The sequence below is a fragment of the Yoonia sp. JB2-21 genome, assembly GCF_055693545.1.
On record NZ_JBVFUC010000001.1, the window covers coordinates 2,222,664 to 2,243,774 of the forward strand.

Below are 21,111 nucleotides of genomic sequence, written 5' to 3' on the forward strand. Positions count from 1 at the left end.
AAAAGAGAACAACAGAATTGGTAATCGGTGGTGCCCTCACAACATCTGGCGCGCCAGTCAGGCAGGGCAGGCCTGCGTTCCCACTGGTGTTTCAGCCGCAAATTTAAGCAGCGGTCATATTTCGATTAATGAACGGGCGAATTCGACACTTCCCAGTTGTTTGTCATGTTTATTGGTGAACAGTAACCAGAATAATTCTGTTTAATGTCCCGGTTGCGCCACAATGCCGCCTCATACCTAAGCAAAACGTAGCCTCAAGGTGTACGATTTTTTTGGGTAACGAGCTTTTAATTCAGTCGATGTGAACCGAGGCGATTTGATATGCCTGGTTGGTGCTTAAGGAAAATGAAAATGACGAAGATACCTTTTTTGAAGGGCAGTAGTGCACTTCAGAGTCTCGCAGTGGTTGCAGCACTTATGCTTCCCGCGGCAACTGTCGCACAGGAAATCACGTTGAGAGCTCAGGATGGCTCGATTGATATCACCGGTGAGTTCGTGAGCTTTGGCGAAAATATCTACATTATCAGAACAGCGCTTGGTGAGTTGCGCCTGTCTGCCGAGCGTGTGAGCTGCGAAGGTGCCGCATGCCCGGTATTTGAGGCCGTGGAAGCAGACGTTACGTTTGCGGGTTCGGACACAGTGGGTGTTGGTGTGATGCCGTTGCTGCTAGAAGGCTACGCCGGCTTCCTCGATGCTGAATCGACAGCAGTTGCAACGGGTCGTGGCAACGAAGTTGTCGCAAGCTTCGTCGCAGATGGCGGTTTTGGCGAAGATATGGGTACATATCTTGTCAACTCAACGACATCCGGGACCGGCTTCTCGGCTCTGCGTGATCGCAGTGCACAGATCGCCATGTCATCACGCCGTATCCTTCCAAACGAAGCCCGCACACTGAGCGGTGAGGGTGCCGGCAATATGGTCAGCCCCGAACAAGAGCACATCGTTGCTATCGACTCTATTGTTGTGATCACGCATCCGGACAACCCTGTCCGCCGTGCCAGCATCGAGGATGTTGCCGGGATCTACGCAGGTCGGATCACGAACTGGTCGGAACTGGGTGGTCCAAATCTGCCGATCAAAGTGATTGACCGTCCAGAAGGCGGCGGTACCAAGACTATCTTTGCTGACCGTGTTTTGGGTGGCCAGGGCAATGTCACATCGAACGCGGTTGTCGCAAATGACAACACCGAAGTAGCGCGTATGGTCAATGATGATGTTGGTGCCATTGGTTACACTGGCTTTGCATTCCAGCGTGGCGCGCGGCCAATGACATTGGTCAATGAATGCGGTCTGGCGATGACGCCGGATGCCTTCTCGGCCCGTACGGAAGAGTATTCCTTGCAGCGTCGTCTGTATCTCTACAACCGCGGTGATGACACTTCACAAGCTGCGCAGGACTTTATCGACTATGCAAAGTCTTCTGCAGCGGACCAGGTGATTGTCAAAGCTGGTTTCATCGATCTCGGCGTTGATCGCCGCTCTCAGCCACTTGAAAGCGAACGTGGTCAGCAGTTGCTGGACCCGGCGGTTGATAACTTTGAAGGCGCAGTGATGCGGGAAATGCTGTCGACGATGGTTGACTATGATCGCCTTTCAACCACCTTCCGTTTCCGCACTGGTTCGTCCCAGTTGGACGAACGTGCGATCATCGATATGGCGCGTCTGGTTGAATACCTTGAAGATCAACCCAGCGGTACAAAAGTCATGATCGTGGGCTTCACGGACTCTGTCGGTGCCTTTGAAAGCAACCGGGTTCTGGGGGAAGGCCGTGCCGAACAAGTCCGGCAAGAGCTTGCCGCGTTTGCAGGAAACCGGATCAACGGTGTTGAACTGCTGACTGCTTCATATGGTGAGGTCGCACCGTCTGCTTGTAACATCTCTGATACTGGTCGCGCGATTAACCGCCGTGTTGAGGTCTGGATTCAGGCTGCGGGTTGATCCCTGTGCGCGCGGGCTCTGCCTTGATTAGCATGTCCCGCGCGACGCCTCATTTGACCCTTTCCGACCAAGATCTAGGCCGGATCCGCCATATCTTCTTGCTCAAAAGGTAAACAAGATGCCCAATAAATTTTCCACCCTCCGCCCCCTCGCCATTGCGCTTGCTACAGCACTTTGTGCTGGCCCCGCACTGGCGCAATCCACCAGCGATGACACCGTTTCGCTTCTGCAAGACTTCGGTAGCGCCGAACGTATCCAACGTGCAGGGTCTTTGCGGATGCTAAGCCAGCGTATTTCTGCAACAGCCTGTAACCACGTTGCCGGTATCGGCGTCGAAGATGCGAGCAAATATCTCGCACGGTCCATCCGTGACTATCGCCGCATCCTTGCCGGCCTTGAAAACGGTGACGACGGTTTAGGCCTCTACGGGCCCGAACAGGACCGTAACGTGCTTCGGGATGTTGCAGCACTCAATACCCTTTGGGAGCCGCTGAACGAGACGTTCTCAAACACTGAACCTGCGAATCTTGACCGCGACAATATTGTTGAGCTTGCACAAACGGTGCCGCAGATGCTTGACACCTCCAAGGCACTCTTGGGGTTTGTTGTGGCCGAATATTCCGATCCAACGCAGATGCTACAGGCCGACGCGGTTCTTTTGCAAATTGCAGAGCGCCAGCGCATGCTGGAACAAGAGATCGCGAATGCCACCTGCCTGATTGGGGAAGGTATCTCGGTTGATACTGCGCGTGAAACGCTTTCAGCCGCTATTCCACAGTATGAAGTGTCGCTTGCCGCCCTGCGGACTGGTATGCCCGAAGCAGGTGTTGCACCACCGCCCACGAAGGCGATTGATCTTTGGCTTGGCGATATCGAAGAACGCTGGACATTGGCGCGTCCGACGCTTGAAGCCGTCGCAGCGAGTGGAGCTGCATCACCAGAGGAGCGTTTGTTTATCTTTGAAGAAATGAACAAACTGACTTGGATGATGAACGTGACTGTTGGTCAATACACTGAAGCCAGCAAGCTGAAATACAACCTGGTACGTCAGTAAGCATTGCACGCTTAGTGAAAAGCCACCCGATCCGCGACTGGATCGGGTGGCTTTTCTACGCCTGTTTTGGCGATGTCTTGTCGGTCCGTTTTCAGCCTTCAGCCTGGGCCTGCAGTTGCTCTGCGCGCTCTGGGCTTATTCCGAGCAAATCTTCAATTCGATGCAGCAGCTGATCCTCTTCATCACGCTTGATGCCATCCGCAAAGACGACTTGCCACAGCGCAACCAAGGTTGCCTCTTTTTCTTCTGTGCTGATCGCATGGCTGAGGATGGTAGCGATTTCCTTGGTGCGCGGGATTTCACGTTCGAGCAGTTCGCATTCCGCACGCATTTTTGCAGCCTCAATCGGGTTGAGGTCGTGTCGTTTGGCTAAGATCTGGTCGATCCGGGCGATCTCTTCGAATAAATACGCATCATCAGCCTTTGCTGCGCGCACCAACAAGGCACCCATCGCATGTTGCGCGTCAGCGTCAGGGAGTGGTGTATGGTACCCGGCGGGGTTCCCGAAAAAGGCGGTCAGGCGTTCGAGCATGGCAGGCTCCTATCCGTGGCTGTCTTTGAAGGCTTCTTTTGCGGCGGGTGATGCATCGGTCTGATACTTCTCTTTCCATTCCGCAAATGGCATCCCGTAGAACGCCTCGCGCCCCTCGTCTTTGTTCATCTCGATCCCCCGCTCATTGGCGGCTTCCTGATACCAGCGCGACAGGCAGTTCCGGCAGAACCCCGCCAGATTCATCATGTCAATGTTCTGCGCGTCTGTCCGGTCTTCCATCAAGTGCTTTTGCAACCGGCGAAAGGCGGCAGCTTCCAGTTCAATCCGTGTTTGGTCGTCCATGGCGTGTCCTCTCAAAGACCCGATTGGGCCAATACATCTGATAATAGGGGCGCAAGTCTGTTTGCCCAAAGGGTTTGTCCGGCCTCATCTGCAATTAAGTCCTGACGCAGTTCAATCAGCACATTTGGACGTCCATATTGCAACGCGTGCCTGTCGACGGCGTCGCCCGGAAGATGCCCGGCGTAGGGTTGGTTGTCACCGGTGCACCAGCCTTTGGCGCGGCAGGCTTCCATCAGTGGTATGGCCAGTCTGGCGTCATCTGCATAAAGGATGCCGATCTCCCACGGGCGCGGGGTCCGTCCATTCAGGCGCGGGGTAAAGCTATGGACAGCACAGATCACCGGATCGCGCATTTTGTTTGCTAGGTCCGCATAGGCCGCATGATACGGACGGTGGAGCCTACGCACACGTTCTTCTATTTCGGCGTCGTCTGCGTGGCGGTTCCCCGGAATAATCGAACCGTCATAAAGACGCATCATGATGGTCGGATCATCCTCGCCCCGGTTTGGATCGCAGACCAATCGAGAGAAGCGCGACAGGATCGCAGGGCTATCGAGTGCCTGCGCCAGTCGGTGCGTGACGCCCGCAGCCCCGATATCGTAAGCGATGTGACGGGCCATATCGGCAGCGGGCAGGCCAAGATCACCGTTGTGAACCCAATCCGGGATGATATTGGTTGCGTGGTCGCATGTCACAAGCCACCGTCCCGGCCGTTCTGCGCCTACGATTTCAAATGGTTCGTCGGTCATTGTCGTGTCATTCCTTTGACACAGCCTTTAGGCTAAAGCCGGATCCAAGAAAAGCGTGATTGCCGTAGTCTGCCGCCCCGTTCCAACGAATGGTGCTTGCAGCAATCCACTTGTTTGAAATTGCTGGTGGTCAGAGTTGTGAAGGGAATGGAATTGCGCAATAAGGGCGCGACCCAAGCTGTTACCGCTAACGTCGCAGCGCGAAGATGATCCGCATGAAGGAAATGACATGAGACGCCACCGCAATGTAAAAATTGTTGCCACACTTGGCCCCGCATCAAATGACTATGAGATGATCCGGGCGCTGCATGAAGCAGGCGCAGACGTCTTTCGTTTAAACATGTCCCACGGCGACCATGCAGAGATTAAAGTCCGTCACAAGATTATTCGGCAGGTCGAAAAGGACCTCAATAGCCCGATCTCCATTCTCGCTGATTTGCAGGGGCCAAAGCTGCGCGTTGGCGTCTTTGCGAACGGCGAAGAAGAGTTGGAACCTGGTGCGCCATTCCGGCTTGATCTTGATGATGCCGAAGGTGATGTGAACCGGGTCAAACTGCCCCACAAAGAAATTTTTGATGCGTTGGAACCTGGTGCGCACCTGTTGGTCAATGATGGCAAGATCAAGCTGCGGGTCAAAGACTGTGGCGCTGATTTCGCCAACTGTGAAGTGATTGTCGGTGGGACGATTTCAAACCGCAAAGGTGTGAACGTACCGGATGTGACATTGCCAGTAGCCGCGCTGTCCCCCAAAGACCGCAAGGATCTGGAATTTGTTTGTGAATTGGGTGTCGACTGGCTGGCTCTGTCATTTGTGCAACGCGCTGCGGACGTGGAAGACGCGCGCAAACTGGCCAAAGGCCGCGCGGCGATCCTGTCCAAGATCGAAAAGCCCAATGCGGTGAAATCTTTTGACGAAATCCTCAAAGTTTCTGACGGAATCATGGTTGCCCGTGGTGATCTGGGTGTCGAACTGCCCGTCCAGAACGTGCCGCCAATCCAGAAACAACTGGTGCGCAAATGCCGTGCGGCGGCCAAGCCTGTGATCGTGGCCACGCAAATGCTGGAATCCATGATCGACTCGCCCATGCCAACGCGTGCCGAGGTCTCTGACGTGGCGACAGCGATCTATGAAGGCGCAGACGCGATTATGCTTTCTGCGGAATCCGCCGCCGGATCCTATCCGATCGAAGCGGTTACCACGATGAACAATGTGGCAGGTGAGGTCGAAGCAGACCCGACCTATACCGACATCATCGAGGCATCGCGCAAAGCCGACGGGATCACCGTTGCGGACGGTATCGTTTCTGCCGCACGCGAGATTGCCGAAACGACGGACGTCAAAGCTATCTGCTGTTTTTCGCAATCGGGCACGACGGCGCTGCTGGTGTCACGCGAACGCCCGCGCGTGCCGATCATTGCGCTGACCAATCATATCGAGACAGCGCGGCGGTTGTGCCTGTCTTGGGGCACAAACTGTGTTGTCACTGGGCGGGTTGATCGGTTTAAGGACGCCGTGATTGCGGCAGTGCGTGCCGCCAAAGACCAAGAACTCGCCGGAGAGGACGATATGGTCGTTGTCACCGCGGGTGTGCCGTTCAACACGCCGGGCTCCACGAACATTTTGCGCGTCGCACCTTGCGCAGAACGTTTGATTTACGCCGCCGATCAAGAGTAAGGTCGCGCGGGGGCGCAAAGCAGGACAACACCAATGGATTTCGACCTGATTTTCGTGATTGGCATCGCGTTGCTCGCCTTTTCATTGCCCGCATTGGTCAGTGCCTATTCCGACCGGCGGTGGCCCAAGATGGCCATCGTGATGATCCTGTTTGGTGGTGGGGCGATTGCCTATGCGATGCAGGAAAACCCCGACGTCTATAGCCTGGCCACGATTGGCGACACGATCATCACGGTTATCGGGCGTTACTTGGGCTAAACGTCTTGCATCAAAACCGGATGGGGCCTATAGAGCGGCCTTCACCCGCGCGTCCGGCCTATATGGCATGCCGAGGCAGCGCGTTTCGACCGACTTACAATAGGAGACGGAAATGCCGAAGATGAAGACAAAATCGAGCTGCAAAAAGCGGTTCAAGGTGACGGCCTCTGGTCGTGTCGTGGCGGCCCAGGCGGGCAAGCAGCACGGTATGATCAAGCGTTCCAACAAATTCCTCCGCAATGCCCGTGGCACAACCACACTTTGCAAAGCTGACGAAGGTATCATCAAACCGATGATGCCTTACGCACGTTAATTAGAGGGATTTGAGATATGCGCGTTAAAGGTGGAACCGTCACGCACCGTCGTCACAAAAAAGTACTCGACGCTGCCAAAGGTTATTATGATCGTCGCTCCAAGACCTTCAAGGTCGCGGCACAGGCGGTCGACAAAGCCAACCAATATGCAACCCGTGACCGGCACAATCGCAAGCGCAACTTCCGCGCTTTGTGGATTCAGCGGATCAACGCAGGTGTGCGTTCGGTTGATGAGACACTGAACTATTCCAAGTTCATCAATGGCCTGACACTGGCCGGGATCGAAGTAGACCGTAAGGTTCTGGCCGATCTCGCCGTGAACGAGCCTGAGGCATTTGCTGCTGTTGTGGGCAAAGCCAAGGATGCGCTGGCCGCTTAAGCCACGCACCAGACTGAATTTGAAAGGCCGCGCAGGACACCGCGCGGCCTTTTTCTTTGGGGGCAATTGCGGTTTATTGCATTTAAACGACAGGGGGCGCTTTGCGGGACTAAGTTGACTTTCGTTTTAGTCGTGTCGGACACCACATCGAAAAACCGCCCGGCCGCGTCCGGGCATCGCCCGACCTCCCCCCGGAGGGCGATTTTGCAGCGTTTCAACATACTTGAAGGTCGAGGTCATTGAAATGCGTTGCCAAGCCGTGATGTTGGTGCCCTCCAGGTCGGGCGATACCCGAACGGGGCCTGCGTTACACTTTGGGCTCTTCGCGGCCATTAGACCGGGTGCAGCATATCCTGGCAACAGATCGCATTGCCGTCGCAGGGACGGCCCATTTCCGACCTTCGGTTGATCGAAAATCTTGTGTATTGACTCCCTAAAGAAGACGTTCGTGCAACGCGCAGCGTTTTGTTATCATTGAGGAGTGTTGGACGAGGTTCAGGAAGCCGCTGCGTTAGGACGCGAGTTGAGACCAAACACTACGTGAACAGGCGCTCAGAAAGCTGATCCAGTCTAACTTCATTATCACCCCACCCGTAAGAAAGAGGCGGCCCGCAAGGGGCCACCTCACCGCTGCGAAAATCAAATGATGGTCTTCGGCTCGAGATCCACTGACCAAAGTTCCACGTCTGCGCTGTCCATAAGCCGGACGGTCATGACACCCGTATCGGCGGCGATATCGACTTTGCCAAAGAATTGCAGGCCGTCACTGGGCGGTAAGTTTGCTTGTCCCTCCTCCGGGTGCTTTGCGAAACGCACTTCGGGACCAAACGTATTGTCGTAGACCGAGGGTCCGAAAGTGCCGGCATGCAATGGGCCAGAAACGAATTCCCAGAATGGTGCAAAATCCTGAAATACGCCGCGATCAGGCGAATAGTGATGCGCTGCGGTGTAATGCACATCTGCTGTCAGCCAGACGGTATTGGCGATGTCTGCGGTTTTGATGAACGACAAGACTGCGGCGATGTCGTTTTCGCGTCCCAAAACTGGGCCATCTCCGTTAGAGGAGTTCTCCATGTTGGTGTCACCGTCGCGTACCATCATGCCGATGGGCATGTCAGAGGCGATAACTTTCCACGTTGCCGCGGAATTGACCATCTCACGCTTCAGCCACGCCAGCTGTTCGGCGCCCAAGAAAGGCGTGCCCTTGGTTTCAGTATTTGGCGTGTTGTCGCCGCGATAGGTGCGCATGTCGATGACAAAGATATCCAACAACGGACCATAGGACACTTTGCGATAAATCCGATTGGGCTCTGACAGAACCTGCCGTGTTGGCATCATTTCGTGGAATGCACGGGCCGCACGCGCCGCGAGCACTTGCATCGATTTCTCCGTATAGCGGTCGTCGGCAGTCAGTACTTCGTTGGGGTACCAGTTGTTCGTGACTTCATGATCGTCCCACTGCGAAATCATGGGCACGGCTGCATTGAAGGCCTGTACGTTCTTATCCATGTAGTTATACAAATGCTGGCCACGGAATTCGTCTAATGTCTCTGCAACTTTGGTTTTGGCCGGAGTGACGATGTTTTTCCAAACAGTGCCATCGTCCAAAGCGACCTCTTCCTGAAGCGGACCGTCGGCATAGACGGTGTCACCTGAATGCAGGAAGAAATCGGGCGCATGATCCTTCATCGTGGTGTAGGTGGTCATGCCGCCGCGATCTTCGTCGATACCCCATCCTTGCCCGGCAGTGTCGCCTGACCAAACAAAGCTCACATCACGGTTGCCCATTGGGGCGGTGCGGAACATGCCTGTTATGGGTTCTGAAAGCGTGCCATCGGCCAGGTCAGACATTGTCACGCGATAAAAGATGTCCTGATCACTGGGCAACCCGGTGAGAGCCAGTTTGCCCGTGTAATCGGTGGGTGTGCCAACGGCTAAGTCGGGGACTGCATGTGCGTCTGACATGCTTTCGGTTGTTGCCCATTCGACAAGCATCTTGGCTTCGCGGTCAGCGCGGCTCCAGATAACGGCGCCATCATGGGCGACATCGCCAGACATAATGCCATGAGTGATCAAGGGACGCGATTGTGCCCGCGAAAGTGACGGCATAGCAACGCCGGCAGTCAGCGCGGCAGTGCCCATAAGAGTTTGGCGGCGAGTAAAGGATATACGTGGCATGGATAGCTGCTCCTAAATGAGTTGGATATCCAAGATTTAATCGACGAGAGTATCAGCTTGCTAACAGCGTTGTGACAGATTCAAGAATTTAGAAAAGCGTCAAGTTTTGGCTGCCTGCGTGCGCCCAAAATGTTTGCTTTGAGGACAATCGGACCTTCACCCTGCGTCAATTTTTGACAGATCTGCTCGGTATCACGGCCCAAAGCTGACCTCTAGGACGCAGTTGATATTCTGTGATGCGGCGCGCTGAACCGGTCATCAGCTGCTAGTGCATACCGATATGCGTTCGCCAACTTGAGCGACGTTCAATAACATTGACGGGTATCAAATTTGAAGCTAATTATGAACATAGTTCAATTATGGGGCATGATCGTTTCCCAGAACTAAATCTAACAAGCCGCCTGTTGGTGGCTACATTTAACTTATTGCTCCACTGGTCGACCTTGTGATTGTGCAAGGTCTGCAATCAGACCGCCTGGTGGCACCATCAATAGGGAACAGTACCTTGGAAGCTCTTTTTGCCCTTGCCATCTTTCTAGTCTTCGCGATCCCAGTAGCAGTGATCTATCTATTGATCTCGAACGCCAGACTACGTGCGCGCGTGGCAGCACTAGAAAAGAGCAGTTCAAGTGATGTTGTGGAAGAGAAGGTTACGGCGCGCTCTGAACCAAAAAACTTGCCTGCTAAGCCTCTGGCATCGCCTCAACCCGTGACTGTCGCACCTAAAGCCCTGAAGCCAGAATCCAAAGACCCAGTTGAAGGGCCCCCAAAAGCCATTGTGATGACACGCAACAACTTTGGATTGCTGATCACATGGATCATGCAGAATTGGTTCTACGCTGTTTCTGCTTTGTCACTCGCGCTCGCGGGTATTTTTCTTGTGCTTTACGGCGTGGAACAGGGTCTATTGCCTCCGTTTGTACGCATAGCTGCCGCCTTTGCCTTTGGTACCGCGTTGATTGGTGCTGGAGAATACATTCGCCGGCGTTATGGCGACGATGAAGGCAGTAGCACCGCCTACTTGCCATCAACCTTTTCCGGAGCTGGGATCGTTACGTTGTTCGGCGCCGTGCTGGCAGCACGCCTGCTGTATGGATTTATCGGGCCGGAATTGGCGCTTGTTGGCATGGCGCTTGTTGGCACAATGGCGCTAGTGTTGGGTTGGTTTTATGGACCACTGCTTGCAGGTGTTGGCGTGATTGGCGCAATGGCGGCACCGTTCATTGTTGGCGGTTCATCTGACGACCCCAGTTGGCTATTGGCTTATTTTGCGATTGTGGCTGTCGTTGGACTTGCCATTGATACGCTACGCCGATGGGCCTGGGTGTCAGTGATTGCCCTGGTGATGGGCTTTGGCGCTGGCGCGTTATTGGTGCTTGAAGCCGGTTGGCAGGCTCAGCCCTTTTTTGTCATGTACTGCGCTGTATTGGTTGTAGCAGCGATTGCGATACCGGTCAGAGCATTGACACCAGATCATGGCGGTACACCACTCAGTTTGGCACTGTTTGCGCGTGTCAAGGGTGACGCGTGGCCCGACTTTCCTACGCGACTTGCCGGTGGTGCCATGCTCGCGGCAAGCATATTGATCGTGCTGACGGTGTTTGAAACAGCCCGCGCGGATCTGTTTTGGATCGGGGTGATCGTGTTGGCGGGATTGGTTATGGCCTTGTTGATCTGGGCGCGTGACGCTTCCGCTTTGACCGATCTTGCGGCGTTACCAGCGGCAGCGCTTATCATTGTCGTGGCTGGCGGAGAACGACTTTGGAAGGCGCAGGTAAGTGCAGCCATGGAACCCGAAGCTGCGATGCCCCTGATGGCAAGCATATTGGTTCTCATCGGTGTGACCGTGTCAGTTGTGGCGGCATGGCGGTCGCTGCGCGGCGGGCCGGCGCAATTCTTTGTGGCGATCAGTGCGGCACTATTCGCGCCCGGACTAGCGATTGTCATCGAGGTTTTCTGGAACCCGATCACACCGCTTGGTACCTACACTTGGGCGCTTCATGCTATGGCAATCGGTGCCGCGATGGTCGTGATGGCGGAACGTTTTGCGCGCGCGGACGGGCCAGATGAACGACAGCGGATGTCGTTTGCAGTTTTGTCTGCACTTGCTTGCATCGCGTTTGGCGTTGTCATTGTGTTTACGACATCGGCACTGACGACCGCACTGGCGATCACAGTCGTGGCTGCAGCGTGGCTGGATCGACAATTCAATTTGCCGCTCATGGGGCTCTATATTTTGGCGGGGATCGCGACGATCGGCTATCGTCTGGTTGTTGACCCTGGCCTTGAATGGGCTGCTGATGCGCACATCTTTGAAATGTTGCTCTCACATGGCGGGTCTGTGTTGGCATTTGCAGTTTCTTGGGCCTTTGTGAAGACGGCCAAACGCCCGCGATCCGAGGTTCTACTCGAAAGTGCGGTGTTTTCTTCATCGGCGATCTTGCTATCGCTGCTACTTTATAGGGCTATTCTTTATTGGAGCGGCGAAGTTGCGACAATAAGCCATTGGTCCGTCGGCATCAGTGCTACGATTTGGATAGCGCTTGGACTGACGCAATTGCGCAGGCTTGAGATTGGCGGAGCGCTGTTAGTCTTGCGAAAGATACTAGGGGTGGGCTTCTTGTTAATTGGCGCGCTGCAACTGGGGCTGATAGTTTCGGTGCTTAACCCCGTGTTCGACGTCTTTGGCAATCCGGTTTTGGGGCCACGCTTGTTGAACACTTTGACCCCAGCCTATTTGTTGCCAGCGGTGATACTCGCATTGGGCTATAAGTGGCTTCGCGGCTTGCCAAGTATCTTGAGGATCAGTTTTGCGGCAGTCTCAGTGGGGCTCGTTGCCCTTTGGCTAGGCCTCACGATAAGGCACTTTTGGCGCGGTTCAAATGGGATGAGCTTGCCGGGGATTGGTCAACCAGAACTCTACAGCTACACATTGGCACTGCTCGTTGTAGGTGCTGGTCTATTTTACCAATCGCTCGCGCGCTCCAGCGTGCCATTGCGCAAAGCAGGGCTTGTCGTGATCGGGCTGGCTGTTGCTAAGGTCTTCGTGATTGATATCAGCGGGCTGGGTGGCCTGATCCGCGTATTCTCTTTGATGTTCCTGGGTTTGGCTCTCGCCGGGTTGGCATGGCTTAACCGTTGGGCAGCAGAGCGCAACAAGGGACCAGAAGAAACTGAGGTGGCTTGAGAAATCGGCCCATTGCTGCCTTTCACCCGACACAACCCTCGCTGCGGTGCGGTCCGTCAGACCAGACTTTCGCCGCAGGTCCGAAATCGAGCTTTCGGCGAACTGGTAGTCTGCGGGACAAAGCACCACTTCGCTGCATATCGGATCATCGGCTGCTTTCGCCCTAACTTTTAATGGTGCTGGTGTCTTTGATCAGTATCCTGAGCGCAGTCTCAAGGACACCTGCAACGACATCATTGGGAACACCCTCCCTTTGCATACGCATTGCACCACCGTGCTGCGTATCAACGAATAATGCAGCGACGTCCGCTGGGATATCCGTGAATTCACCGCGGGATTTCGAACGCTCGACCCACGCCTCGAGGGAATGTAAAAGATCATGTCGAACAGTGTTTAGCTTGTCACAAGTGGACGGGCCAAATTGCTGAGATTGCGCTCGCATCATCACAAACAAGCATCCGTTCGGAATGCCAAGAGTCCTGTGATCTTGAGTCATGTAACCTATAAGGGCGCCTATTGTGTCTGCCGCCGGCTGATCAATCTCAAGAATGTCGATCATAGGCTGAATGGCCAGGCTGTGATACACTTCTAGAACACTTCTCTTGAGCCCGTCGTCACTTCCGAATTCGCGATAGACGCCTGGTTTGGACGTTCCTGTTAGGGTGCAAATGTCGTTGATCGAAACATTCACTGGCCCCTTTGACCAGTACTCGAATAAAGCGGCTTGCAAGACCTGATCCCGGTCTAACGTCTTTGGACGACCCCGTGCGGGAGCGGGCCTTTCTTTCATTATCGTACCTTTTAGTATCTTAATGTTGACCAGACCTTTTCATACCTATAAGTACATTAATAATTATGCAGATGCCAACCCTGAAGGAAACACCATGCCGAAAGATCCCATTGGAGTACTTGGCCGATTGAATGCGGCTGGCTTGATGTTGATTACACCGGAATTCTACAAGCTTCGCTCTATGCGTGCGAAGGGTGCAGGCAAGATCCATCATGACCCTGCAAACTTCACGATGAAGCCTGCTTTCATGCAGCTGGATGGTTTGAAAGTTCGTTACGCTACAGGTGGCAATGCAGACGGACCGACAGTCCTATTCCTCAGCCCACTTCCACAAAGTATCCTGTGTTACGATGCAACGTGGTCAGCACTTTCGGCCACCGCCAATCTGGTTGCGTTGGATTTGCCGGGGTTTGGGCGGAGTGAGGGGGACGTGAGCCGTATGACGTTTGCCGCGCAAAGTGCGTTTTTGCAGAAGTTTGTTGGCGAGCTTGGACTGTCGGACTTCCATATTGTTGCGCCAGATGTGGGTATGCCCGTGGCGCTCCACTATGTCTTGCATCGCGACCACAAGGCCAAAAGCATTTTGGTAGGCGCTGGCCCAAGCGTTCAACCGTCGGCAGATTGCAGCCTTGTCAGAAAGTTGATTGGTTCAAGCTTTTGGCGCACGATATTCACAGCAACGGGCGCACCCGCGTTCATCGGTGGCGCAAATCAGTTAGCGTATTTGCACTATAGTCCGTCCGCCGAAGAGGTTACTGACTATGTCGCATCTTATTCCGGTCGGGTTGGTCCGGTTACGAAATGGTTCAAAGGGTATCCCGAAGGGTGCAAGGACATTGATCCACATCTCGCGACCCTAGATCTGCCTGTCCATGTTTTATGGGGCGAACAAGACGCGTTTTTGAAAGCCGACAACGCCGAAGAGCTGCATGCACGACTGCCAAAAAGCGCGTTGACCATTTTCAAGAATTCCGGCCACTTTTTCTATCAGGACAAGAGCGACGAGTTTACCGAGCTTCTGCGGTCATGGATTGGTGGTGGCTATGATCTTAGCTAGGCCAAACTAACACTCGCCTAAAGTGCAGCATGCGAGGCGTTCGGCTCCCAACGGACGTTCGCCGCGGGATGCGTTGCCGCCGCATGGGATCTGTAACGCTGATATTTGATAGCAATGCAGATCGGCGCATATCAAAGTCTCGGTTCGCCAAACTGCTGGCAAATGGAACCTAAATCGGGAGAAAGCGACAAGCGCTTCTTCCCATCTCCGACATAGGGAAAAATTGATGTCTACTCTAAGAAACTCAACCTTGCTCATGGTATTTTTAACCCTCTTGGGATGCACTGTACCTACGACTGACAGTTTGCTTAGTCCGAACGAGTTTAATTTCAGGACGACGGATGCATTTTTCACTGAAGTGGTCGGGGTATACAATCCGATAGGGTTCTCTAGAGCGGAGGTGATCTCCGCGATCGATGAGCCGTGTGATACACCAGAGATTGTTGAATATCAGGAAGAAAGTCTGTCAAACGGCCTCGTTGCATTCTCTGCGTCCTGTGCCGCGGACACAGGTTTCTATTCGTCGTCTTACTTGGTTTCAAAGGACAGTAACGGATGGATTTCGATACAAGAAAGCACATCTGGTTTCGAGCTTTAAAATTTGCTGCCACAAAGTACTTCATTTGCCACAACAAGATATGGTCGAGCTTTAAGAATGGGGCCAATCTCGTCGCACGTCGCCCATCTGTATGACAAGCGCTTTGTGCAACAGAGTTTATGCATTGGATCGTCAATAGCCATTCTAAAGGACAGTCATCAATGAACCCGCAGACCACATTAAACCCTGCGCATCTGATAAAAGATGAGCAGGACCTAAGACGCACATTTTCTGCCACACATGATATCGCGGTCAAGAAGTGTCTCAATCATGTGGACGATCACGCGCGGGCCTTCATTGAACGGTCGCCCTTTGTGTGTATCGGCACGCAATCCCAAGAAGGCTCTGCCGATGTTAGCCCCAGAGGGGACCCGTGTGGTTTCGTTAAGATATTGAATGATAGGACTTTACTGATCCCCGATCGTCCCGGAAATAATCGCCTTGATACGCTCACAAATATTCTAACCAACCGAAGCGTAGGCCTGTTGTTCATGGTACCAGGCTTTGATGACACGATGCGGGTCAACGGAACGGCAGAGCTGACACGCGACCCTGATTTGCTTGCCCTCATGGCGGTCAATGAACGTGTTCCGGGGCTTGCGATTGTCGTTCACGTGCATGAGGTTTTTATCCATTGCGCCAAGGCGTTCAGACGCGCAAAGCTCTGGGATCATGATCAGCGTCAGGACAGGCGCGAATTTCCGTCGCTCATGAAGATCATCTTGGATCAGACGACAGGCGCACCGGACGATGCAAAAGAAATGGAAGAGCTGGATCGTGGGTTGGAGAAGGAATATCGGCAGACAATGTATTAGACGCAGCGGGTCAAAGCCCGTGTTGGTCCGCGTTCAGCAGTAACCTGACAAGGGCGGGCTGCGATCTTATTCCTGTTTTGTCATAGATCCGCTGCAGATGCGTTTTCGCGGTATTGCGGCTGATGCCAAGCGTTGCTGCTGCTGATCCGATATCCTTGCCATCTACCAAGTACCGGATCAGGCGTTTTTGCGCATCGGACAGGCGATAGACGTTTGCCGCGATGTCCAGTTTCCGATCAAGCCGCACCGGATCATCGAACGTGATCAATAGCTTGCCATCACGCAGGATCGCCCAACAAATCTGGGCCAGTCCGGTGGCATCCTGCCCGATCGCAATGGCCCGCGTTGCGATCTCACCCTGGGCACAGAGCGTTGTGCGGTCACGGATCGACGCGATCCAGGCCAGCGCGTTCAGCAGCTCTGTTTGAACGTTGGGGCTCGCGAAATGCAGATGTTTGTTTTGCACGGTAATCAGAGGATGGCCCGCCAAACAAATTCGCGCAGCCTCGTTCATCTCTAATAGGCGCGCAGTTTCATCAACTTCGACGCTGGGCACATGTTTGTCGTCGACCTGAAACTCGCTTTCGACCAGACAGGCAATTTTCCATGCGCCGTTTACCTTGTGTAGGATTTTGAGTTGATGATAGCGCCCCGCCATCTCGCTTGGGATACTGGTTGCATCGCCGATCTGATCATAAGTGACCCACGCCATTTTATCGCTAATGACAACATTCATGTTCTCTTTTCGTGGCGCAGTTGGTTCGCGTAGTTCGGGGTTTGCCGTCATGATGCGCTGCATCTGGGCGCGCACCTGTGGACCGGACACAACAGTTACACCTGCGCCCACATGGGCGTTGACGCGTTGAATGCCTCGCCCGTCACACCATTGGCTGGTCCAAGCCTCGTAATCGCGTTTGATGTAAGCGTGCGTCTCTGCATCGATGACGGTCAGAATAGCTTTGCGGTCGTCTTCGGGGCCTTCCAATTGATCTATGCTTTCTTGATACTGATTATGGTCGACTGCCAGAGTTTCGCTGACACTTCCATTCTTAGCCTGCATGGACCGGTTTCATAGTCAATTGTCGACCCACGCTGTTACTTTATGTGTGCCTTGAAACCATTATTGGCGAAAGCCAACTCATCCAAAGCGTCGCGCTTCTCAGCCAGGAAGCCGCTATTCGTCAACCGCGCAGCACTTAACATTTTGGGCTCACTGCCGACCTCGGCGCATGCGCAGCATTTGAGCTGTTCTGACGCCATACCTCGTTGAGAACGGCCCATTGCTGCCATTGCACATATCTGTCTTCAATCGGATGCGTGCGTTACGTCGCGCGGACTGAGTGAAGCCGACATTTGGGGCCGGCGATCTTCAGCGACGGTCTTCGCAAACGATATTGTGCTCCCCGGTCGGCAAGTCGTGAAAACGCTAAATGAAACCCAAAGTGGCGGCCGACTCGGCTATCTGCAGACCGCGGTAAATATGGCAGAGTTCAAGAAGCGTTATCGCTCGATTTCCTAGTCCAGAAAATTTGGCTCTATCCACTAGTCCGACGTGAAAGCAGACGTTCACCAGATTGCGAACAAGTGACGCTTTGGGCTGATTGTGTTGAAAAACTCGGTTTGAGAAGCGCGATGATGTGAGTGTTTATTGTGGCTGGCGTCGATCTTATGTCATCGCGGGGCGCATTGGGCGCAGTTTGGCGAGTTTGCGGAGGTTTTGGGCGGTTGCGGCGAGGAGGAATTCGTCTTTCGCACCGTTTGGTCCGCGCAGACGCAGGCGGTCGAGCCGCATGATCTTCTTGAGATGGGCGAAGAGCATTTCGACCTTCTTTCGTCGTCTGCTGGCTTCGGCATATGCGTCTGTCTTGGCGATCTCGCGTGCCTTGTCACGCGCCGCCTCATGGACATGCCGTGAGACAATGCGGGCATCTTTGTTGGGCGTGCAGCGTTCTTTGAGGGCGCAGGTGGAGCAGTGTGTCTTGCTGGCGTAGTACCGTTTGATGCCATCCTTACTAACGCCGGTGCGCGGGGTGCGCATCTTACGCCAGTACTTCTTGAGGGGTTTGCCACCAGGGCAGGTGTATTCGTCTGTGGCTGGATCGTAGCGGAACTCGAGATTAGTGAATGTCCCGTCTTTGCGATCTGATTTGTCGATCACTGGAACGTGCGGTTCAATGTCTTGATCGACCAGCCAACCCAGCATGTTGCCTGAACCATAGGCGGTGTCCGCTGCCAGCCGGTCTGGAAAAAGATCGAACCTGTCTCGCGTGCGGGTCAGCATTGTTTGGGTTGCCCCAACCTCAGCCGGACGGATGGCGCGGGTCGCCTCGACATCCAGAATGATCGCATGGTCAGTATCGATCAGATAATTGGTCGAATAGGCAAAGAATGCTGGTCCTTTCAACGCACCTGTCCACTGGCTGGCGGGATCAGAGAAGGATGTGAACTTTGGTGTCGTATCGCTTGCGGCACCAAATGCGGCGTCATCCAATGTCTCAAGATATTCCCGCACGGCTCGCGGAACGACCGCCGGGTCGATCTGCGCGGCCTCCCATTCCGCCTTTGACGCTGAGTATTGCTTGTTGGCATCGGCCTGGATGATGCTGGCATCTATCGCAAAGGTCTCGCCGCCAACCAAACCCTCAGCCATGCAGCGCTCCACGACCGTCTCAAATAGATGGCGGAACAGATCGCAGTCACGGAACCGTCCATGCCGGTTCTTGGAGAAGGTTGAATGATCGGGGATCGAATCTGACAGATCGAGTTTGCAGAACCAGCGATATGCGAGGTTCAGATGCACCTCTTCGCAGAGCCGACGCTCGGACCGGATGCCAAAGCAGTATCCAACCAGCAGCATGCGGATCATCAATTCCGGATCAATCGATGGGCGGCCTGTGTGGCTGTAGAAATCCGTCAGATGGGCGCGAATGCTGCTGAGATCAACGAACCGATCAATCGCACGCAGCAGGTGATCTTGCGGGACGTGATCTTCAAGCGAGAACTCATAGAACAAGGCCGCCTGCGCTTCCTGCTTCGGTCCCATCATCGCAATCAACCTCCAGTATGAATACCGAAATTGAATCAGCGATCAGCTCGCCAAACAAGCAGAGTTTTTCAACACAATCGGCTCAAACCGGACCTTCGTCCCTCACCGCACCCTTCACCTTTCGGCAAACCCTTCCGCACTACTCTCCCCTTCAGGATGTCCGCCCAACCGTGGGGCATTCTCGACGCGCCACACACTAGATCAGGTTTCGTTACGGGTCGCAGACCACCCCCAACGGGGTGCAGACCCGGCGATTGCTCCGAAAGGTCGCTTCACCGTATCTTTCGGATCCAGAGACCGTTGCAGACGGGCCCGTCCTATCTTGATCTTTGATATATGACTGAAAGCACCCAATGCTTGGCCGCCCTTGACGGGCCGCCGGGCCATCAGTGCTGCGGACCCTGACTGCGATGGGCGATTGTCCCGTCGATCCATCGCAGCATTTTCGCCCGCCTGCGTTCGTTGGCGGCGTTGAAAATCCGGTCGCTGATGTGGGTTGTGGCAAAGAACGCGGGCGAGCCGAGCCCGTCGATGATCACCAGATGTGGCGTCTGGCCACCCGTGACCAGCGCATTCATCGGGGTTACGTCCTCCCAATCGACGTGAACACGTGACAGGGTATCAAACATGGCATCAGCGTCTGCGCGCAACGCATGTAAGACGGCCAGCGGTGTTTCATCGGACTGCAAGACCGTGATCAACTGTGGCGCAAGACCACCATCTGGTCCGTTCAAACGCGCGACGATCATCCCCGGCCCCAGCGACGTGTCGCAGAAACCAAACTGTCGCACCAGCCTGTCGCAATGACCGCCGTTGTATGCCAACGCGGTGATGTACTCGGAAATTTCGCGCTGCCATACCCGCATTTGTTTGAACCGTCGTACGGATGGGCGGCGCAGGTTGTGCACCTTGTTGGATGGCTTCATCACCTTGATAAGCTGGTGTTCAAAATCAGGGTGTTGATAAATCCAATGTTCGCGCCCCGCGGCAAGGGGCTCGACGCCTGAGAGGTCAATCATGTCGGTTGGCATCGTCACTCTGCTTGGTTACGCGTCCTCATCAGAAGTAGCGGCCGGGCTTCTGACTGTCCAGAAGTCTGCAACGACTTGCATGGCGCAGGGCCAACGGGTAGCAGAACACCAAGCAAAAAACGGACGTGCGCAATGGATGACCTGAAACAGAAATACCTTGGCCTGATCGCTGACGCTGCCGATGAGGCCGCAATCGAAGACCTGCGCGTGCAGGCCGTCGGCAAAAAGGGCGAGATTAGCCTGCAGATGCGCGCGTTGGGCAAGATGACGCCCGAGGAACGGCAGGTCGCGGGCCCCGCGCTGAATGCGCTGAAGGATGAGATCAATTCCGCGTTGTCGGCCAAGAAGATGGCCCTTGCCGATGCGGCCCTTGACGCGCGGCTAAGGGATGAGTGGCTTGACGTGACCCTGCCGTCGCGTGGGCGCCGTCAGGGCACGATCCACCCGATCAGCCAGGTGACCGAAGAAGTGACCGCGATCTTTGCTGACATGGGGTTCCGCGTGGCCGAAGGTCCGCAGATCGAAAGCGATTGGTACAACTTCGACGCGCTCAACATCCCCGGCCACCACCCGGCGCGGGCCGAGATGGATACGTTTTACACCCACCGCAAGCCGGGCGATAACCGCCCGCCGCATGTGCTGCGCACGCATACCAGCCCGGTGCAAATCCGCTCGATGGAGGCCACGGGCGCGCCCACGCGGATCATCTGTCCCGGTCGCGTGTACCGCGCCGATTACGACCAGACGCACACGCCGATGTTCCATCAGGTCGAAGGGCTGGCGATCGACAAAGATATCAGCATGGCGAACCTGAAATGGGTGCTGGAAGAATTCGTAAAAAGCTACTTCGAGGTCGACAATGTCGACATCCGCTTCCGCGCGTCCCACTTCCCCTTCACCGAGCCTTCGGCCGAGGTCGATATCCGCTGTTCATGGGAAGGCGGCACGCTGAAAGTGGGCGAGGGCGACGATTGGCTTGAGATTTTGGGCTCCGGCATGGTGCACCCCAAAGTGCTGCAAGCAGGCGGGATCGACCCGGCGGAATGGCAAGGCTTTGCCTTTGGCATGGGCATCGACCGGATCGCGATGCTGAAATACGGGATCCCGGATTTGCGCGCGTTCTTTGACAGCGATCTGCGGTGGCTGCGGCACTATGGGTTCGCGGCGCTGGATCAGCCGACGTTGCATGGTGGGTTGAGTAGGTAGG

General features: G+C 54.8%; 18 protein-coding genes. 10 read left to right on the top strand and 8 right to left on the bottom strand.

What is annotated here, in order from left to right:
- Positions 1–351: 351 nt before the first annotated feature.
- A complete protein-coding gene (locus ACZ1G5_RS11075; RefSeq protein ID WP_472732889.1) occupies positions 352–1,938 on the top strand; it encodes a phosphate ABC transporter substrate-binding/OmpA family protein in 1,587 nt (528 codons plus the stop codon).
- A gap of 118 nt (positions 1,939–2,056) precedes the next feature.
- Entirely contained in the window at positions 2,057–2,992 is a 936-nt protein-coding gene (locus tag ACZ1G5_RS11080; RefSeq protein WP_472732890.1) for a type IV pili methyl-accepting chemotaxis transducer N-terminal domain-containing protein, read from the top strand.
- 91 nt (positions 2,993–3,083) lie between these two features.
- On the opposite strand, the gene ACZ1G5_RS11085 is transcribed toward ACZ1G5_RS11080, so the two are convergent.
- The 3 genes from ACZ1G5_RS11085 to ACZ1G5_RS11095 all read right to left on the bottom strand — a co-directional run bounded on the left by ACZ1G5_RS11085 (position 3,084) and on the right by ACZ1G5_RS11095 (position 4,576).
- On the bottom strand, positions 3,084–3,443 hold the full coding sequence (locus ACZ1G5_RS11085) for a tellurite resistance TerB family protein (RefSeq protein WP_472732891.1): 360 nt from the start codon (positions 3,441–3,443) through the stop codon (positions 3,084–3,086).
- A gap of 90 nt (positions 3,444–3,533) precedes the next feature.
- A complete protein-coding gene (locus ACZ1G5_RS11090; RefSeq protein WP_472732892.1) occupies positions 3,534–3,827 on the bottom strand; it encodes a DUF1244 domain-containing protein in 294 nt (97 codons plus the stop codon).
- An 11-nt stretch (positions 3,828–3,838) separates the two neighbouring features.
- The gene (locus ACZ1G5_RS11095; protein WP_472732893.1) at positions 3,839–4,576 is read right to left on the bottom strand and encodes an N-formylglutamate amidohydrolase; all 738 of its coding nucleotides are present in this window, start codon (positions 4,574–4,576) and stop codon (positions 3,839–3,841) included.
- A 229-nt stretch (positions 4,577–4,805) separates the two neighbouring features.
- Here ACZ1G5_RS11095 and pyk point away from each other — a divergent pair, with 229 nt between their 5' ends.
- The 4 genes from pyk to rplT all read left to right on the top strand — a co-directional run bounded on the left by pyk (position 4,806) and on the right by rplT (position 7,202).
- Complete coding sequence (gene pyk / locus ACZ1G5_RS11100) at positions 4,806–6,251, top strand: pyruvate kinase (protein WP_472732894.1); 1,446 nt, start codon at positions 4,806–4,808, stop codon at positions 6,249–6,251.
- Between the two features lie 33 nt (positions 6,252–6,284).
- Complete coding sequence (locus ACZ1G5_RS11105) at positions 6,285–6,509, top strand: hypothetical protein (RefSeq protein WP_472732895.1); 225 nt, start codon at positions 6,285–6,287, stop codon at positions 6,507–6,509.
- Positions 6,510–6,621: 112 nt separating this feature from the next.
- Positions 6,622–6,822, top strand: a complete 201-nt coding sequence (rpmI, locus tag ACZ1G5_RS11110) for a 50S ribosomal protein L35 (protein ID WP_165195989.1) — start codon at positions 6,622–6,624, stop codon at positions 6,820–6,822.
- A gap of 17 nt (positions 6,823–6,839) precedes the next feature.
- Entirely contained in the window at positions 6,840–7,202 is a 363-nt protein-coding gene (rplT, locus tag ACZ1G5_RS11115; RefSeq protein WP_055297200.1) for a 50S ribosomal protein L20, read from the top strand.
- A gap of 639 nt (positions 7,203–7,841) precedes the next feature.
- Here rplT and ACZ1G5_RS11120 read toward each other — a convergent pair.
- Positions 7,842–9,380, bottom strand: coding sequence for an alkaline phosphatase D family protein (locus ACZ1G5_RS11120; protein WP_472732896.1), 1,539 nt, complete (start codon positions 9,378–9,380; stop codon positions 7,842–7,844).
- 709 nt (positions 9,381–10,089) lie between these two features.
- Here ACZ1G5_RS11120 and ACZ1G5_RS11125 point away from each other — a divergent pair.
- Complete coding sequence (locus tag ACZ1G5_RS11125) at positions 10,090–12,567, top strand: DUF2339 domain-containing protein (protein ID WP_472732897.1); 2,478 nt, start codon at positions 10,090–10,092, stop codon at positions 12,565–12,567.
- A gap of 163 nt (positions 12,568–12,730) precedes the next feature.
- Here the strand turns inward: ACZ1G5_RS11125 and ACZ1G5_RS11130 are convergent, their stop codons facing one another.
- Positions 12,731–13,357 carry a TetR/AcrR family transcriptional regulator gene (locus ACZ1G5_RS11130; RefSeq protein WP_472732898.1) on the bottom strand — a complete coding sequence of 209 codons (627 nt, stop codon included), beginning with the start codon at positions 13,355–13,357 and terminating at the stop codon, positions 12,731–12,733.
- Between the two features lie 94 nt (positions 13,358–13,451).
- Here ACZ1G5_RS11130 and ACZ1G5_RS11135 point away from each other — a divergent pair, with 94 nt between their 5' ends.
- Positions 13,452–14,414 carry an alpha/beta fold hydrolase gene (locus tag ACZ1G5_RS11135; RefSeq protein WP_472732899.1) on the top strand — a complete coding sequence of 321 codons (963 nt, stop codon included), beginning with the start codon at positions 13,452–13,454 and terminating at the stop codon, positions 14,412–14,414.
- Positions 14,415–15,173: 759 nt separating this feature from the next.
- Positions 15,174–15,827 (top strand): pyridoxamine 5'-phosphate oxidase family protein, encoded by a 654-nt coding sequence (locus ACZ1G5_RS11140; RefSeq protein WP_472732900.1) that lies wholly within the window; start codon positions 15,174–15,176, stop codon positions 15,825–15,827.
- A gap of 10 nt (positions 15,828–15,837) precedes the next feature.
- On the opposite strand, the gene ACZ1G5_RS11145 is transcribed toward ACZ1G5_RS11140, so the two are convergent.
- From ACZ1G5_RS11145 to ACZ1G5_RS11155, 3 genes are all read right to left on the bottom strand, one after another.
- Positions 15,838–16,887: a LuxR C-terminal-related transcriptional regulator gene (locus ACZ1G5_RS11145; protein WP_472732901.1), complete on the bottom strand. Its 1,050-nt coding sequence runs from the start codon at positions 16,885–16,887 to the stop codon at positions 15,838–15,840.
- Positions 16,888–17,493: 606 nt separating this feature from the next.
- Entirely contained in the window at positions 17,494–18,873 is a 1,380-nt protein-coding gene (locus ACZ1G5_RS11150) for an IS1182 family transposase (protein WP_472731407.1), read from the bottom strand.
- A 386-nt stretch (positions 18,874–19,259) separates the two neighbouring features.
- Positions 19,260–19,892, bottom strand: coding sequence for a YrbL family protein (locus ACZ1G5_RS11155; RefSeq protein ID WP_472732902.1), 633 nt, complete (start codon positions 19,890–19,892; stop codon positions 19,260–19,262).
- Between the two features lie 144 nt (positions 19,893–20,036).
- Between ACZ1G5_RS11155 and pheS the strand changes: the two genes are divergently transcribed.
- The gene (gene pheS / locus ACZ1G5_RS11160) at positions 20,037–21,110 is read left to right on the top strand and encodes a phenylalanine--tRNA ligase subunit alpha (RefSeq protein ID WP_472732903.1); all 1,074 of its coding nucleotides are present in this window, start codon (positions 20,037–20,039) and stop codon (positions 21,108–21,110) included.
- The last annotated feature ends 1 nt before the right edge of the window (position 21,111 follow it).

Excerpts from the sequence above, each read along its gene's own strand:
- ACZ1G5_RS11075 (WP_472732889.1), top strand. The coding sequence starts at position 352 with ATGACGAAGATACCTTTTTTGAAGGGCAGTAGTGCACTTCAGAGTCTC.
- ACZ1G5_RS11080 (WP_472732890.1), top strand. The coding sequence starts at position 2,057 with ATGCCCAATAAATTTTCCACCCTCCGCCCCCTCGCCATTGCGCTTGCT.
- ACZ1G5_RS11085 (WP_472732891.1), bottom strand. The coding sequence starts at position 3,443 with ATGGGTGCCTTGTTGGTGCGCGCAGCAAAGGCTGATGATGCGTATTTA.
- ACZ1G5_RS11090 (WP_472732892.1), bottom strand. The coding sequence starts at position 3,827 with ATGGACGACCAAACACGGATTGAACTGGAAGCTGCCGCCTTTCGCCGG.
- ACZ1G5_RS11095 (WP_472732893.1), bottom strand. The coding sequence starts at position 4,576 with ATGACCGACGAACCATTTGAAATCGTAGGCGCAGAACGGCCGGGACGG.
- pyk (WP_472732894.1), top strand. The coding sequence starts at position 4,806 with ATGAGACGCCACCGCAATGTAAAAATTGTTGCCACACTTGGCCCCGCA.
- ACZ1G5_RS11105 (WP_472732895.1), top strand. The coding sequence starts at position 6,285 with ATGGATTTCGACCTGATTTTCGTGATTGGCATCGCGTTGCTCGCCTTT.
- rpmI (WP_165195989.1), top strand. The coding sequence starts at position 6,622 with ATGCCGAAGATGAAGACAAAATCGAGCTGCAAAAAGCGGTTCAAGGTG.
- rplT (WP_055297200.1), top strand. The coding sequence starts at position 6,840 with ATGCGCGTTAAAGGTGGAACCGTCACGCACCGTCGTCACAAAAAAGTA.
- ACZ1G5_RS11120 (WP_472732896.1), bottom strand. The coding sequence starts at position 9,380 with ATGCCACGTATATCCTTTACTCGCCGCCAAACTCTTATGGGCACTGCC.
- ACZ1G5_RS11130 (WP_472732898.1), bottom strand. The coding sequence starts at position 13,357 with ATGAAAGAAAGGCCCGCTCCCGCACGGGGTCGTCCAAAGACGTTAGAC.
- ACZ1G5_RS11135 (WP_472732899.1), top strand. The coding sequence starts at position 13,452 with ATGCCGAAAGATCCCATTGGAGTACTTGGCCGATTGAATGCGGCTGGC.
- ACZ1G5_RS11140 (WP_472732900.1), top strand. The coding sequence starts at position 15,174 with ATGAACCCGCAGACCACATTAAACCCTGCGCATCTGATAAAAGATGAG.
- ACZ1G5_RS11145 (WP_472732901.1), bottom strand. The coding sequence starts at position 16,887 with ATGCAGGCTAAGAATGGAAGTGTCAGCGAAACTCTGGCAGTCGACCAT.
- ACZ1G5_RS11150 (WP_472731407.1), bottom strand. The coding sequence starts at position 18,873 with ATGATGGGACCGAAGCAGGAAGCGCAGGCGGCCTTGTTCTATGAGTTC.
- ACZ1G5_RS11155 (WP_472732902.1), bottom strand. The coding sequence starts at position 19,892 with ATGATTGACCTCTCAGGCGTCGAGCCCCTTGCCGCGGGGCGCGAACAT.
- pheS (WP_472732903.1), top strand. The coding sequence starts at position 20,037 with ATGGATGACCTGAAACAGAAATACCTTGGCCTGATCGCTGACGCTGCC.